The organism is Chitinophaga sp. 05T412 (assembly GCF_056396465.1).
Genome location: NZ_JBFTLN010000002.1, coordinates 12073 through 26929, shown reverse-complemented (window position 1 = coordinate 26929; position 14857 = coordinate 12073). Strand labels below are relative to the sequence as shown.

The following is a 14857-nucleotide window of genomic DNA, read 5'->3' as shown; positions in this document are numbered from 1 at the left end:
TATGAAAAAGATTTGCTTATTTATATTAGTAATAGCAGCCACGCTGCAAAGTTGTTCTAAGTTTTTGGACCGGTCGCCTTTGGCCAGTGCTACATCAGACGCCTTCTGGAAAACCGCCACGGATGCGGAACAGGGCGTGAATGCGTTATACGCTGCATTGCCTGATAGCCGTGATTTCTGGCGTGATTGCAGCAGTGATAATTCTGTAATGACCAACGCCTGGGGCGAGGGAGGAATGGGATACATTTGCCAGGGTAGCCAGGCGGCCACAGATGCCTATATTAAAGAAGAATGGCGGTATGATTATATCAGTCGCGCTTTAACAGCCATCGATCAGCTTTCCAAAATGACCATTGATCCGGCTAAGAAAAAGCAATACCTGGGTGAAGCCCGCTTTATACTGGCTTTGCGCTATTTCCGTATKACACAGCTGTATGGCGATATTCCACTGATCAAAGAAAAACCGCTGACACTGGAAAATGCGAATGTGGCTAAAAGTCCTAAGCAGGACGTGTTGGATTACGTAGTCACCAATGTAGACAGTGCCATTTCCTTCTTACCAGATACTTATACTGGTGCTAATACCGGGCGTATTAATAAAGCAGCAGCTATGATGCTGCGGGCCAACGTGTATCTCTATATGGCCAGTTATAAACAGTTTCACGGAGGAGTAAATGATCCTTTGTTATGGAAAGAAGCCGCCAAATCGGCCCAGGATGTGGTCAATACCGGCGCCTATGATCTTGAAAAAGATTATTCCTATCTGTTTACACATGAAGCCAACAATGCCAATAAGGAAGTGATCCTGGCGTTCCAGTATATTCAGAATGAAATTACCAATATGTTGCCGGTGCTGGCATTGCCTACCGGTTGCTCTATTACCGGTGAAGGCTGGGCCAGTTTTTGCCCCACCCGCGATCTCGTGGATTCATATGAATGCACAGATGGTAAGAGCATACAAACATCTGCGAAGTACGACAAAAACAATCCCTGGGAAAACCGCGACAGCCGCCTGAAAAAGACGTTCCTGCTACCGGGAGTACCTTGTTTACGTCCTAATGGTAGTTATGCGCCTTACGAGCCACATCCTGCCTATAATAAGCCGGAAAAGATGAACAATGAAGGCGGTGGCTTAACTGGTTTTATGTATCTGAAATTTGCAGAGCCGGATAATCCAAATCCGGAACATGCTTACATGAATTTTCCTTTATATCGTTATGCAGAAACATTGTTGATACTGGCAGAAGCGTTGAACGAATATGACCCGGGTAATCAGCTGATTGTGACCGCCATGAATCAGGTGCGTGCCCGTGCGGGCTTGCCTGGCGTAGATGCCTTGCTGGGCAATCAGCTGGCGATGCGTGATAAAATCAGAGAAGAGCGCCGTCATGAGTTTGTGGCGGAGCATAAAAGGTATTTCGATATTTTACGTTGGAAGACAGCTGAAACCGTATTGAATAAACCGGCTTATGGTATTAACCAGAACGAGAAAGCGCCTATTGGCGACTGGACACAACCGGCATTCAAAGCACAGGACAGAACGTTTAATCCGGCAAAGCATTATACCTGGCCTATTCCACAGGAAGCTATTGATAAAAACAAAAACCTGGTACAAACAAGTGCCTGGAAATAGAAACAGCCCAAATTTAAAACTACATCTATGGGAATTGAACGGAGAAAATTCTTACGAAACATTGGATTAACGATGGCCGGCGCATTGACAGTACGTCTTCCGGTAGTGGGGCGCGCTATTGCGGACACCCCTCATTATCTGCTGACCACCCGTCAGCCGGATGCTGCCTGGATAGCGTCGTTATATGAACGGGGGACTGTTACCACTTATCGCAAAAGCAAAAACGAACTGCAATATATCGGAATGCCGGTAGGTGGTATTATGTGCGGTACGCTATATCTGGGCGGCGACGGGCGTTTATGGCTATGGGATATTTTCAACAGAAACCAGGAAGGTATAGAACCTAAAACGGTTGATTTCCATGCCGACGTACTCAATGGTGGCAAGAAAGTTCGTTCCCGCGATGGAGCCTGTTATATTGAGCCGGCAAAGAACATTCGTCCGTTAGATCAGGGATTTGCGCTGCAGCTGACTTACAACAATCAAACGATTATACGCAAATTTGATGAGGCAAGCTGGCCGGAAATAACCTTTGAAGCTACTTATCCGATGGCCCTGATCCGGTATACAGATCCGGCGTTGCCTGTAGAAGTAACGCTGGAAGCCTTTTCTCCGTTCATTCCGTTAAATGAAGATGACTCTGGTTTGCCAGTGACTATCCTATCTTACAAAATTATTAACAAAGGTACTACACCGGTTACCGCTACCGTGTTGGGTTGGCTGGAAAATAAAGCAGCTATCTATAGCGCCGGCGCTGATCATGAGCGCACCAATACCGTGGTGAAAGAAAAAGGCTGGCAAGGCGTACATGCCACCGTGCGTGTGAAAAATGGCAGCAATGAGGAGTTCAGCAAATTATACGACTATGGTAACCTTTGCCTGGCCGCCTTTGGTACAAACGTACAAGTGAATCCGCTGTTGCCACAAGGTGAATTATCAGCCGCTGATTTTAAAGCTACCTCAGCAAAACCGGTAGTGAAGCCCATTCATGAGAAACTAACCGGTAGCGTGGCCATTCAAAATAAGATACTACCGGGAAAGTCTATACGAAATGATTTCGCCATCAGCTGGTATACGCCAAATCTCTGGTTTACCCAGGTAAAAGATACCGGCCGTTATTATACCAATCACTTCAGCGATGCCGCCGCAGTAATGAGCTATGTGCAGAAGAACTATGCCCGCTTATACCGTGAAAGCCGTTTGTGGAAAGATACCTGGTACGATGCTACATTGCCATGGTGGTTTATGGAGCGTACTTTTATGAATATCTCCACACTGGCTACTACTACCGCACATCGTTTCCGCAACGGCCGCTTCTATGCCTGGGAAGGCGTGGGCGCCTGTGAAGGCACCTGTACACACGTATGGCAATATGCACAGGCGGTGGGCCGCATCTTCCCTGCACTGGAAAGAGATACCCGGCAGCGGGTGGATCTGGGCATCGGACTCATGGCAGATGGCGGTATACTTTTCAGAGGAGAAGCGGAAAGGCGCCCTGCTATTGACGGACAAGCCGGTACCGTATTACGCATTTACCGTGAGCACCAGATGAGTAAGGACCGCAGCTTCCTGGAAGGCAACTGGGTGAATATTAAAAAAGCATCGCTGTTTATTATTCACCAGGACCGCAACGGTGATGGTATGGAAGATACGCCGATGGAAAATACCCTCGATGCCGTTTGGGATGGAGAAATTGCATGGATTGTAGGCTTGTGCATTGCCGCCGTAAAAGCCGCTGCCCTCATGGCTACGGAAGTGAAGGATACCGAGTTTGCCGCCATGTGTAATGATTATGTGGAGAAGGGAAAGCGCAATATGGAATCCCAGCTGTTCAACGGCGAATACTTTATTCATCAGCCGGACAAAGTAAAAGGACGTTCTGTGATTGGTTCTTATAACACTTGTCATATTGATCAGGTATATGGCCAGAGCTGGGCATTCCAGGTGGGCATGGACCGCGTGATTGATAAAGCAAAAACAATGTCAGCATTAAAGGCGTTGTACAAATACAACTACAAAGCGGATGTAGGTCCGTACATCGCGGCACATCCCGGTGGCCGTCCTTATGCGCTGGCAGGTGAAGGTGGTATGATTCTGAACACCAACCCACATAACGAGCAATATCCTTTCGGCGTGAAAGATGCGTGGCAGCTCGGCTACTTCAATGAATGCATGACGGGCTTTGAGCATCAGGTGGCGTCGCATATGATGGCGGAAGGAATGACGGAGGAAGCGCTGACCCTCACACGTGCAGTACACGATCGTTACCATGCGTTTAAACGCAATCCATTTAATGAGATAGAGTGCAGTGATCACTATGCACGTGCAATGGCCAGCTATGGCACCTTTGTAACGGCTACCGGTTTCCAATACCATGGCCCTAAAGGATACATTGCTTTTGCACCTGCCATGAATAAAGAAAATTTCAAATCACCTTTTGTGACTGCAGAAGGATGGGGTACTTATACGCAAAAGAATGGTCATCATACCCTGTTGTTAAAGTATGGTAGCTTGTCGCTCCAAACGTTGCGCTTTGCACATACCGGAGCGAAGAAGGTGAGTGTGGCTGGTCAGAAAACCCCTGTCACCTTTACAGAAGAAAACGGATGGGTGACCATACAATTATCTGCTCCTGTGCGTGTACAAGCGGGACAATCACTTCAAATTACAATTGCCTGACCCATGAAATCATTACTTCAGATAGCCGTTGCCGTTTTATGTTTGTTTTCCTGCAAGCCGGGAAATACGCCGGCATCGACTCCTGCCGCTGCTGCCTCCTGGCAAACCCAGCTGGATAGCGTGTTGCCGTTGCTGGGGCACCGTAACTGGATTATTATTGCCGATAAGGCATTTCCGTTTCAGTCGGCTCCGGGGATGGTGTATATCAATACCAACGCGGCATTGCCGGAGGTGGCCGATTACACCATTCAGCAACTGAATAAAGGCACGCATGTAAGCCCTATCCTTTACCTGGATAAGGAGTTATCATTTGTGCCGGGTGCTACTGGTTACCGGGATACCTTGCAACAGATTTTTAAGGGACAGTCGGTGCAAACCTTATTACATGATTCGGTTTTTGCGAAGATGGATAAAACTGCCGGTTTGTTTAAAGTGGTAGTATTGAAAACCAATACTACGCTGGCTTATTCATCTGTGTTCATTAATCTGGATTGTAAATACTGGAGTGCCGATAAGGAACAGACGATGCGGGCCGCGATGCAAGCAAAGTAAAATAATGCTAACTTCCGCCCCATAATCTATTATCATGGCGGAGTTAAAATTATTTATGTTGCTGCTGGGATGTACGCCTGAAGGGCGTCACACCGAGCAACACGATGTTTTTTTTGGTATTGGCAGTCAACTGAGAGACCTGATTCCTGATATGCTGGCGTTTTGGCCGGAAGCAAAAGGAAAATTACATATTGATGGCTGGAGAGAAGTGACTATGGTAGACGGGCATCAGATCCGGGTGGTAGAGAAGCCGGCAACGGCAACGACACAGCAGGATATGCAATTATTCTTTTTGAACCTGGGAGGTTATAAACCTAATGAAATGGAAGAGTTTCATTATAAAATGCTCAGTGTACAAAAGGATATTGGTATAGCCATTCGTGCATCTAAAGAAACAGTTTTTTTTAAGCATACTACTTTTGGAACCGCCACTTCCCATGTAGATGATAAATATGGGGTAGATGTGGATGATGTTTATGTGGTAAAAGATATTTTGCCAGCGCAGCTGAAAGAACGATATACGTTGGAGATAACCCCGGCTGTGAATGTCGGAGAAGATGAATTACATCTTGGGTATTTTCAGCTTAGTAAGATTTAGAAAATTACGAATTCCGAATTACGGATTTGTGGGGAGATGGTAAACGCGAGTGATAATATTCGCTGATATCTCCCCACAAATCCGTAATTCGGAATCCGTAATTCGTAATTCCGGCGGTACGCCGGTACAACCGCCTGTCATTAAGCGGTTGAAGCGTTGCCCCCCTTTTTCTACTTTCGGCCAAAACCAACCAACCACAAATGAAAAGAGTTCTCCTTAGCGGCCTGGTCACCCTGGCTGTTTCTGGTGCATTTGCACAAAAAAAGGCTACCATATCAGGTAAAGTGCCTGCTGATTTCAACAACGAATATATCTATCTGCTTAAATCGGCCGGTTATGGCTTTAATCCTTTAGACTCCGCATTGGTGGAAAAAGGAGCGTTTACGCTGAATTATGAAGTGAAGGATACCGCAGAAGCCATGTTGAGTATCCGCCTGAAGAATGAGCCTAAGCACATTGGCCACCGCTTGCTGTATATTACCCCAACAGATAAAATGAAATTCACGCAGAAAACCGCCGGTACTAACAACCTGCTGGATGGCGCGGAAATTAAAGGTTCTGTTTTTACAAAGCAACAGGATGAGCTGAACGCTTTGGTAGCACCACAAACCAAGGCGATAGACTCGCTGCGTACGGAATTTCAGCACATGATGATGGCGGTGCCCAGAGATACCACCGGCTACTATGTTTTGAGCACGATGTTTCAAAAACTGATGGATGAGCAGCACGCAACTCAGGAGAAATTCATGCTCGCACACGCTGACTATTACGTGAGTCTGGTAGCGCTCTTGAAAACGATGGATGGCCGCGTAAAGGATGTAGAAGGCACTCAAAAAATATACGATAAATTTTCACCGGCATTACGCGCCACCAGTGTTGGACAGAAAGCAGCATCTATCCTGAAAGCTTCTGCAGCCCTGTCTGTTAACCGGGTAGCGCCCGATTTTACCGCTGCGGGTCCTGATGGTAAAACCATGAAACTTTCTGACCTGCGCGGTAAATATGTACTGCTCGATTTCTGGGCCAGCTGGTGTGGTCCGTGCCGTGCAGAAAATCCGAATGTAGTAAAAGCATACAACCGTTTCAAAGATAAAAACTTTGACATCCTGGGTGTATCCCTCGACAAAACCGGTGATCAGGCTAAATGGACCGCTGCTATTGAAAAGGATGGGCTTACCTGGCATCATGTGAGTGACCTGAAATACTGGAGCAGCGATATCGCAAAATTGTATATGATCAATTCTATTCCGCAAAACTTCCTGTTAGATCCTGAAGGACGTATCATTGCTACCAACCTGCGTGGTGAAGCATTGGAACAAGAGCTGGAAAAAGTATTGCACTAAATTATATTTCCATTTCCGGTGTGGTGTCTGTCGTAATAAAACATTATCGTTCCACGATAGCCACCACACCCATACCGCCTGCGGTACAGATAGATACCAGGGCTCTTCCACTCCCACGTTCCTGTAATATTTTTGCGGCCTGTGCGAGAATGCGTGTACCGGTAGCCGCAAAAGGATGACCGATAGCCACACTGCCGCCTTTGGTATTTAGCTTACTACGGTCGATGCTGCCCAGTGGTGTATCCCAACCCAATTTTTTGCAGTAGGCGGCGTCTTCCCAGGCTTTGAGGGTACAGAGTACTTGTCCGCAGAAGGCCTCATGAATTTCATACACATCAAAGTCCTGCAACTTTAAGTGATTGCGTTTTAGCATGCGCGCTACGGCATAAGTAGGCGCCATGAGTAATCCTTCTCCATTTACATAATCTACCGCGGCTGTTTCTGCATCTACGAGATGCGCCATCACGGGCCAGTTTTGTTGCTGTGCATATTCTTCCGAGGCCAGCAATAAGGCGGAGGCGCCGTCGGTGTATAGCGTGCTGTTGCCGGCGGTAAGGTTGCCATTGGGATCAAATGCGGGTTTTAGCGCCGCGAGTTTAGCCGGCGTAGTATCTCCACGTACAATGGTATCTTTTTTCACGCCTTTGAATTCGAAGATCAGGTCATTGAAAAAGCCTTCTGCATAAGCTTTGGCGGCGTTCATATGACTCTGATAGGCCAGGGCGTCCTGCGCTTCCCGGGTGATACCCCATTCCGCCACCATTTTCTCGGTATGTTGTCCCATAGACATACCTGTTCTGGGTTCTACGATAGAAGGATATACGGGGGAGAGGTCTTTGAAACGGATGGAGGCTAATATTTTCAGTCGCGCCCCGAGTGTTTTAGCGGCACGCAGGTCTGTCAGTTTCCAGGCCAGTTGTTGTTTAAACAGTAAGGGAATATCGCTGTTGGTATCACTGCCGCCGGCGATGCCGGTATCTATTTGTCCGCATCCGATCCGCAGGCCCAGCTGTATAGCAGCATCCAGACTGGTACCGCAGGCGCGCTGTAAATTGTAGGCAGGGGTATGGGGATCAAGGGCGGTGCCTAATACGCATTCCCGGGCAAAGTTCCATTCGGTGGAGCGGTTGAGTAAGGCGCCCAATGCCACTTCGCCCAGGCGTTTGCCCGCCAGCTGGTAACGATTCACCAGCGCGTTTAAAACGGCGGTCAACATTTCCTGGTTACTGATATGGTTATACTCTTTGAAAGACTTTACGAAAGGGATTCGTTGTCCGCCAATGATAGCGACTTTTTTCATAGAGAGGTGCTTTTACTAAAGTTACTGAAAAACCGGTAGGCGTTGTTCAATTATGGACCTGTTTGTCCGTATGTGGACAGGATAAGAATTAATGAACTAAGCTGGTGGCGGATTTGTATATTGGCCTGCTTTATGTCGCCTGCGCTACATTCTAAATCATTACCGCATGATGCACGTTAACTGGTTTAAAACCACCTGGAGAAATATCCAACATAATAAGTCTTTTGCTATCATCAACCTGATAGGATTGACCGCTGGATTTACCGGTGCCATGTTGATTTTTTGTCTGCTGTATTATCATTTGAGCTTCGATAATTTTCACCGGGATAAAGACCGGATTTTCCGGATTGTATCCATGACAATAGAGGGAAAGGAAGATTATTCTCAGGGCATCCCTCAGTGGAAAAAGTATTTCCTGATTTTCTCGCCAAAAATGCGCCAGCCGGTTGTTACCGGCAATGGAAGCGGCCTGGAAGGAAGTGTATCCTGCATACTCCTGGTCATATAACTTCCTGGATGATAATATCCGCAGTATGTACCGGGCGGAAGAAGTATTGTTAAACCTGATCCGTATTTTCTCTTCGCTGGCCATCCTGGTGGGTTGTATTGGCTTGTTGGGTATGGTGTCTTTTATGGCGGCGCAGCGCAAAAAGGAGATCGGGGTAAGGAAAGTATTGGGTGCCAGCGTAAGCGCTATTCTGTGGTTGTTTATGAAAGAATTTGTCCGCCTGATGCTGATCTCTTTGTTCATCGCCATTCCGGTGACGTGGTATGTGATGCATAGCTGGTTACAGGAATTTGCTTTCCGGCTAACGCTGGGGACGGGCCACTTCCTGCTGCCTGCGGTGATCACGTTCGGTATGGTGATATTGACTATCAGTGTGAATTCCGTACGCGCCGCATTTGGCCAACCCCGTGCTCAGTCTGAAGAATGAATAATAGTTAAAGCGAATAAAGATGGTTCACCGGATTCGGTACCGGCCGGCCATCTAAAGCAGCTAATACATTTTCTGCGGCAATGCGCGACATGGCATTCCTTGTTTCCACAGTAGCAGAGCCGATATGTGGTAAAATGGCTACTGTAGGCATATTCAGCAAGGGACTATCCGGCTGCATAGGTTCAGGATTGGTCACGTCCAGTCCTGCACCCCAAATGAGCCCTTCCTGTAAAGCAAACAATAAATCTGTTTCGTTGTGAATACCTCCTCTGGCGGCGTTGATAAAAATAGCGGTGGGCTTCATTTTCCGGAAGACTTCGCGGTTAAATTTGTCTTTGGTTTCCGGCGTGAGACTGGTATGTACGCTGATTACATCGCTTTGTGCCAGCAGTTCATCAAAAGAAACAAAGGTGGCGCCCAATGTTTTTTCGGCCGCTTCATTGCGATGGCGGTTGCAGTAAATGATTTTCATATCGAAAGCGGCCTTACAGCGTTTAGCCATCACCGTTCCTATATTGCCTAGTCCCCAGATGCCCAGCGTTTTTCCTTCTATATCAATGCCCAGGTTTGCGGTAGGTGTGGAAAATCCCCAGTCGCCGTTTAATATTCTTTTATGTTGATATAATGCTTTCCGTGCTACTGCCTGCATTAATAAAAAGGCGGTGTCGGCGGTGGCATTGCTCAGCACCCCGGGTGTATTGGTGATCTGTATACCTAATTCTGTAGCGGATTTCAGGTCTACATTATCATAGCCTACTGATAGCAAACTAATGACTTTCAGGTGCCGGGCATGTTCCATAAAAGGGCGATCTATGTGTCTGCCGCCGGCATAGAGTAGTGCGTCCTGGTCTTTGCATTGCGCAATCATATCTTCCAGCGTCAGTTCTTTTCTTTCAGCCCACTGTTTAACGGTAATGCCTGCACGCTGCAGTAGCAGCAACCCTTCTTCCGGAATAACTCTTGTTGTGAATACTTTCATGTCTGTTTTTCTTTTGTGAGATGTTGATTATATGCTTCCTGCGCCCGCTGCGGACAGTGTTTCCCGTTGTTGTTTGCGGGCTGGCCGTGTGCTTCGTTTCCACCATTTCCAGCCTTCAAACCATAATACCGCTACAGCGCCAATGCCTGCACATATCAATAACTGCGGTAGTTGTAGCGCGTTGATGCTGAAAAATTGTGCCACAGGCGGGACGTATAGCATGACCGCCAGCAGTGCCAATGTAATGATAATAACGCTTACCATTAGTTTGTTGTGATTGCGCATGCTGTGTATGAAAGAGTAGTAAAAGGAGCGATTCACCAGTGTCAGGAAAATATTGGCCAATACCAATGTGGTAAACACCATACTGCGGGTATGTGTTTCGTCATAACCCTGTGCTACACTCCACTGGTAGGCGCTGAGTACACCGGCAGTAATCAGCAGTCCCTGCAGGATACTGATATTCATTTCCCGGAAGGAGAGAAAGGTTTGTGTAATAGGCCGTGGTGGCTGCCGCATAGCATTTTCTTCCATGGGTTCATTTTCATACACAATGGAGCAGGTGGGGCCCATAATGATCTCCAGGAATATCACGTGTACCGGCGTGAAAATATTAGGATATATCCAGCCGAGGAACAGCGGGAGCGATACCGTGAGGATGATGGGGATATGAATAGAGATGATATACTGCACCGCTTTTTTGATATTGGTATAAATCCTTCTGCCTACGGCAATGGCGTCTACCATGCCGCTGAGGTCATCATTTACGAGGATCAATGCAGCCGCCTGTTTGGCGATCTCTGTACCTTTTTTGCCCATAGCAATGCCGATGTGTGCGGCTTTCAGGGCAGGGCCGTCGTTTACGCCGTCTCCGGTCATGGCTACTACTTCTTTATCGGCTTTGAGCGCATTGATAGCCGCCAGTTTGGCTTCCGGGAACATGCGGGTGAATATATTGACGGACAATAAAGTCCGTTGCATTTGAGCAGCATCCATTTGCATCAGGACTTCTCCATCAATGGCTTTGCCGGCGTTTTTCAGGCCTGCCTGCTGTGCAATGGCGCAGGTGGTAACGGCATTGTCGCCGGTAATAATTTTAACGACGATGCCTGCTTCATAGAATTTGCTGAACACTTCGCTAATGTTGGCTTTAGGCGGATCATAAAAGGCCAGTAATCCCACAAAGGAAAAGGGAAGTTCCTGTTGCGTATCGGGATATTGGGTGCCGGTAAAGTCGGATGTAGCAACGCCGAGTACCCGGTAACCTTGTTGAGCCAGTGTACGCACCTGTTCTATCATCTCGTTTTTTGTTTTTTCCGGGAGATGAGAAACGGCGATGATCGCCTCCGGCGCTCCTTTCGCCGCCACGATGCGATGACCGGCATTGTTTTCATACACATGCGTCATCATAGGCGGTTTGCCTGCTAATGGATACTCATGTACGATTTTATAGTCAGGCCGTTCATCCGCGGAAGTCATTTTTTCGTATAGCCGGTGCAGTGTTTTTTCCATGGGATCAAAAGGAACCGGTTCACTGGCCCACATGGCTATGGTCAATACATCCAACGGCAATTCGTCTTCCCCATATAAAGTTTGGTCTGCCCCGCGATAAATGGCGGGCAGGCTCATTTTATTTTCTGTGATGGTACCCGTTTTATCTGTACAGATGATAGTGGCGCTGCCCAGTGCTTCTACAGTGCGGATTTTTTTTACGATGATGCCCATTTGCATGAGTCGCCGGGAACCCAGCGCCATAAAGGTGGCAAAGGCCACGGGAATTTCTTCCGGTAAAATGGACATCGCCAGTGTTAAGCCTTTCAGCAGGCTATCGGTTAAGCTGCCACTGCGAATAAAATTAAACAACCACACCGCCAGAAAAACGGCAATGCCTGCTACTGCCATCCATTTCACAAATTGTTCAATCTGTTGTTGCAAAGGCGTTGGTTCTTCTTTAATATTGAGGATGGCAGCGCCCAGCTGGCCGATTTTTGTTTGGGCGCCTACCTGTTGCACTTCACAGATTGCAAGACCGGATACCACCAGTGTGCCGCTATATACCCGGTTATCTTCTCCATCCGGTTGTTTAAAAACAGCAAAGGCTTCGCCGGTGAGGGCGGACTCATTCACGGAAAAATCGTTGGCATGTATGATGATGGCATCGGCATTGATGGTGTTGCCTTCTGATATCAGGAGCATATCGCCGGTAACAATATCGCTGGTGGCAATGCTTTTCAGTTCGCCATTCCGGATCACTTTACTGAGTGGTTCATTTATTTTTTCCAGGGCTTCCAATGCTTTACGGCTGCGGCTGTCCTGGTAAAAGGAGATGCCTGATACCAGCGCAATAGCTACCAGCATAAAGTAGGCTTCTCCCAGTTCCCCCATCACAAAATAGATAACAGTTACTGCTATCAGCAATAATAGCATGGGTTCTCCCAGTATTTCCTTTATCAGATGTAAGAGCGGATTGGTGGTAGGGGCAGGAGGGGTATTACTGCCGTATTTTTCTCTGGAGGCGGCTACTTCCGCATCATTCAGTCCCTTAATATGTTCTGGTAAATTAATATTTCCTGCCATATAAGTTGTTTTGAAGACCAGTGCGATACTAAATTTACGAATTAAGGCAATTGATCATTACATTTACCTTCTTTATATCATAACAGTGAAACAAATGAAAGGTAAAAATTTGCTGGCAGGGCTATTCCTATGCCTGTCTACCAGTGTATTTGCACAAGATTTTCCCGCTGTGCAGCAATTGGCGCAACGCCGTGTTCCCTGGCTGGCCAAATCGCTGGTGTTGAAAAGTATACCAGCTGAAAATGGAAAAGATCAGTTTGAAATTACCACACCGGGCAAGCAGGTACAGATTAGTGCTTCCAGCCCCAGCGCTGCTGCTGCCGGGCTGAACTGGTACCTGAAATACTACTGCCATCGTTCGATGTCACATATGGGAGATAACTTGTCGCCGGTAGCACCATTGCCGGCGGTGAAGGAGCCGGTACGTATCAACACCACGTATGATTACCGCTATGCGCTGAACTATTGTACCATCAGTTATACCATGAGTTACTACAACTGGAAAGACTGGGAACATGAATTGGACTGGATGGCACTCAACGGGGTGAACGTAATGTTGGCCACTATGGGTACGGAAGCTGTTTGGCAACATACACTGGAACGCCTGGGCTACTCCCCTGAAGAGGCGCGTCGCTTTGTAGCAGGGCCGGGCTTTACTGCCTGGTGGCTCATGGGCAACCTCGAAGGTTGGGGAGGGCCCGTAACGCAACAAATGATTGACCAGCAAACCGCGCTGGAAAAACAGATACTGGCGCGCATGAACGGGCTGGGCATTGCTCCGGTCATGCAGGGCTTCTATGGCATGATACCGGTGAATCTGAAAGAAAAGATGCCAATAAAAGTAGTAGAGCAGGGTAAATGGGCGGGTGGCTTTCAGCGCCCGGATTTCCTCATTCCCGGCGACAGCAACTTCACCAAAATTGCGGGCATTTACTATGAAGAGTTGAAAAAATTATACGGTAGTAACATCCATTTCTTCGCTGGCGATCCTTTTCACGAAGGAGGTATCAGCAAAGGGGTAGATGTGAGCGCTGCTGCTGGCGTGATTCAGCAAACCATGCAACAACATTTTCCGGGTAGCACCTGGGTATTGCAGGGTTGGCAGGCAAACCCTTCAGGAGCGTTATTAGCAGGGCTTGATAAGTCTAAGGTGCTGGTACAGGAATTATTTGGAGAAAATACGGCCAACTGGGAAACCCGCAAGGGATATGAAGGCACGCCATTCATCTGGTGCAGTGTGAATAACTTCGGTGAAAAGCTGGGATTGTATGGTAAGCTGCAACGTTTTGCAGATGAGACATTCCGCGCAGCACATAGCCCATATGGGTCATTGTTTAAAGGTGTGGGCATTATGCCGGAGGGTATTCATAACAACCCGGTTATTTATGACCTGATCCTGGAACTGGCCTGGCATGCAGATAAAGTAGATGTGAAAGACTGGATAAAATCATATGTACGTTACCGTTATGGCAGTGACAATCCGCAATTACAGACGGCCTGGCAGGGATTGGTGACTACTGCTTACAGCAGTTTTCCACAATACCAGGAAGGCCCTAACGAATCTGTATTCTGTGCGCGTCCTACATTAAAGGATGTACCGGTATCTACCTGGGGTACCCGTAAGCGTAATTACGATACCAAAGCATTTGCAGCCGCGGTGGCTACTTTCCTGAAAGCCGCGCCGGCCATGAAGAATAACGCTACCTACGAAATTGATGCGATCGATTTTCAACGGCAGGTAAATGCCAATCGTGGGGAAGAAATTTATGCAGAGATKGTAGCCGCTTTTGAGAAAAAAGACCTTGCAGCGTTTAAGCAAATTGCTGCGCGTTTCCTGGCGCTGATGCAGCAACAGGATCTCCTGCTGAGTGGTAACAAACATTTCCGGTTGGATACCTGGGTGAATGCAGCGCAGACCTTAGGGCAAACACCGGCAGAAAAGAAACTGCTGGTGCGTAACGCCAAAACACAGATCACTTACTGGGGCCCCGATAATCCGGATACCGACCTGCATGAATATGCCAATAAGGAGTGGGGTGGACTGATGCGCAGTTATTACCTGCCTCGCTGGAAAATGTATATTGCGGCATTAACGGATCAACTGGAAGGTAAAAACACACCAGCGCCGGCATTCTTCCAGTGGGAGAAACAATGGGCGGAGCAATAGTGTAGCGGACGTTGTCTTGTTCAGAAATGAACATTATACATTGAAAGCGGACATGAAAGTTCATTTTTAGTTTACTTAAAGTGTTGATAAT

11 protein-coding genes are annotated in these 14857 nt (G+C 47.5%); 8 read left to right on the top strand and 3 right to left on the bottom strand.

What is annotated here, in order from left to right; translation table 11 throughout:
- Position 1: 1 nt before the first annotated feature.
- From AC1DFM_RS03590 to AC1DFM_RS03570, 5 genes are all read left to right on the top strand, one after another.
- On the top strand, positions 2–1633 hold the full coding sequence (locus tag AC1DFM_RS03590) for a RagB/SusD family nutrient uptake outer membrane protein (protein ID WP_477075355.1): 1632 nt from the start codon (positions 2–4) through the stop codon (positions 1631–1633).
- Positions 1634–1660: 27 nt separating this feature from the next.
- Positions 1661–4312, top strand: coding sequence for a GH116 family glycosyl-hydrolase (locus AC1DFM_RS03585; protein WP_477075354.1), 2652 nt, complete (start codon positions 1661–1663; stop codon positions 4310–4312).
- 3 nt (positions 4313–4315) lie between these two features.
- Complete coding sequence (locus AC1DFM_RS03580) at positions 4316–4864, top strand: hypothetical protein (protein ID WP_477075353.1); 549 nt, start codon at positions 4316–4318, stop codon at positions 4862–4864.
- 34 nt (positions 4865–4898) lie between these two features.
- Positions 4899–5462, top strand: a complete 564-nt coding sequence (locus AC1DFM_RS03575; RefSeq protein ID WP_477075352.1) for a DUF1543 domain-containing protein — start codon at positions 4899–4901, stop codon at positions 5460–5462.
- A gap of 200 nt (positions 5463–5662) precedes the next feature.
- Positions 5663–6805 (top strand): redoxin domain-containing protein, encoded by a 1143-nt coding sequence (locus tag AC1DFM_RS03570; RefSeq protein WP_477075351.1) that lies wholly within the window; start codon positions 5663–5665, stop codon positions 6803–6805.
- A 43-nt stretch (positions 6806–6848) separates the two neighbouring features.
- Here AC1DFM_RS03570 and AC1DFM_RS03565 read toward each other — a convergent pair whose 3' ends face one another.
- Positions 6849–8105, bottom strand: coding sequence for an acetyl-CoA C-acetyltransferase (locus AC1DFM_RS03565; protein WP_477075350.1), 1257 nt, complete (start codon positions 8103–8105; stop codon positions 6849–6851).
- Positions 8106–8271: 166 nt separating this feature from the next.
- On the opposite strand from AC1DFM_RS03565, the gene AC1DFM_RS03560 reads away from it, so the two are divergent.
- Positions 8272–8613, top strand: coding sequence for a hypothetical protein (locus tag AC1DFM_RS03560; protein WP_477075349.1), 342 nt, complete (start codon positions 8272–8274; stop codon positions 8611–8613).
- On the top strand, positions 8552–9040 hold the full coding sequence (locus AC1DFM_RS03555; protein ID WP_477075348.1) for an ABC transporter permease: 489 nt from the start codon (positions 8552–8554) through the stop codon (positions 9038–9040). The genes AC1DFM_RS03560 and AC1DFM_RS03555 overlap by 62 nt, the downstream gene beginning before the upstream one ends.
- A 7-nt stretch (positions 9041–9047) precedes the next feature.
- Here AC1DFM_RS03555 and AC1DFM_RS03550 read toward each other — a convergent pair whose 3' ends face one another.
- Both AC1DFM_RS03550 and AC1DFM_RS03545 read right to left on the bottom strand, forming a co-directional pair.
- Positions 9048–10022, bottom strand: coding sequence for a 2-hydroxyacid dehydrogenase (locus tag AC1DFM_RS03550; RefSeq protein ID WP_477075347.1), 975 nt, complete (start codon positions 10020–10022; stop codon positions 9048–9050).
- 27 nt (positions 10023–10049) lie between these two features.
- Positions 10050–12599, bottom strand: a complete 2550-nt coding sequence (locus tag AC1DFM_RS03545) for a cation-translocating P-type ATPase (protein WP_477075346.1) — start codon at positions 12597–12599, stop codon at positions 10050–10052.
- A 94-nt stretch (positions 12600–12693) separates the two neighbouring features.
- On the opposite strand from AC1DFM_RS03545, the gene AC1DFM_RS03540 reads away from it, so the two are divergent.
- On the top strand, positions 12694–14766 hold the full coding sequence (locus tag AC1DFM_RS03540) for an alpha-N-acetylglucosaminidase (protein WP_477075345.1): 2073 nt from the start codon (positions 12694–12696) through the stop codon (positions 14764–14766).
- Positions 14767–14857: the final 91 nt, after the last annotated feature.

What these genes read in the sequence shown, in the direction of transcription:
- AC1DFM_RS03585 (WP_477075354.1), top strand. Translation starts at nt 1,661, where the DNA reads ATGGGAATTGAACGGAGAAAATTCTTACGAAACATTGGATTAACGATG.
- AC1DFM_RS03580 (WP_477075353.1), top strand. Translation starts at nt 4,316, where the DNA reads ATGAAATCATTACTTCAGATAGCCGTTGCCGTTTTATGTTTGTTTTCC.
- AC1DFM_RS03575 (WP_477075352.1), top strand. Translation starts at nt 4,899, where the DNA reads ATGGCGGAGTTAAAATTATTTATGTTGCTGCTGGGATGTACGCCTGAA.
- AC1DFM_RS03570 (WP_477075351.1), top strand. Translation starts at nt 5,663, where the DNA reads ATGAAAAGAGTTCTCCTTAGCGGCCTGGTCACCCTGGCTGTTTCTGGT.
- AC1DFM_RS03565 (WP_477075350.1), bottom strand. Translation starts at nt 8,105, where the DNA reads ATGAAAAAAGTCGCTATCATTGGCGGACAACGAATCCCTTTCGTAAAG.
- AC1DFM_RS03560 (WP_477075349.1), top strand. Translation starts at nt 8,272, where the DNA reads ATGATGCACGTTAACTGGTTTAAAACCACCTGGAGAAATATCCAACAT.
- AC1DFM_RS03550 (WP_477075347.1), bottom strand. Translation starts at nt 10,022, where the DNA reads ATGAAAGTATTCACAACAAGAGTTATTCCGGAAGAAGGGTTGCTGCTA.
- AC1DFM_RS03545 (WP_477075346.1), bottom strand. Translation starts at nt 12,599, where the DNA reads ATGGCAGGAAATATTAATTTACCAGAACATATTAAGGGACTGAATGAT.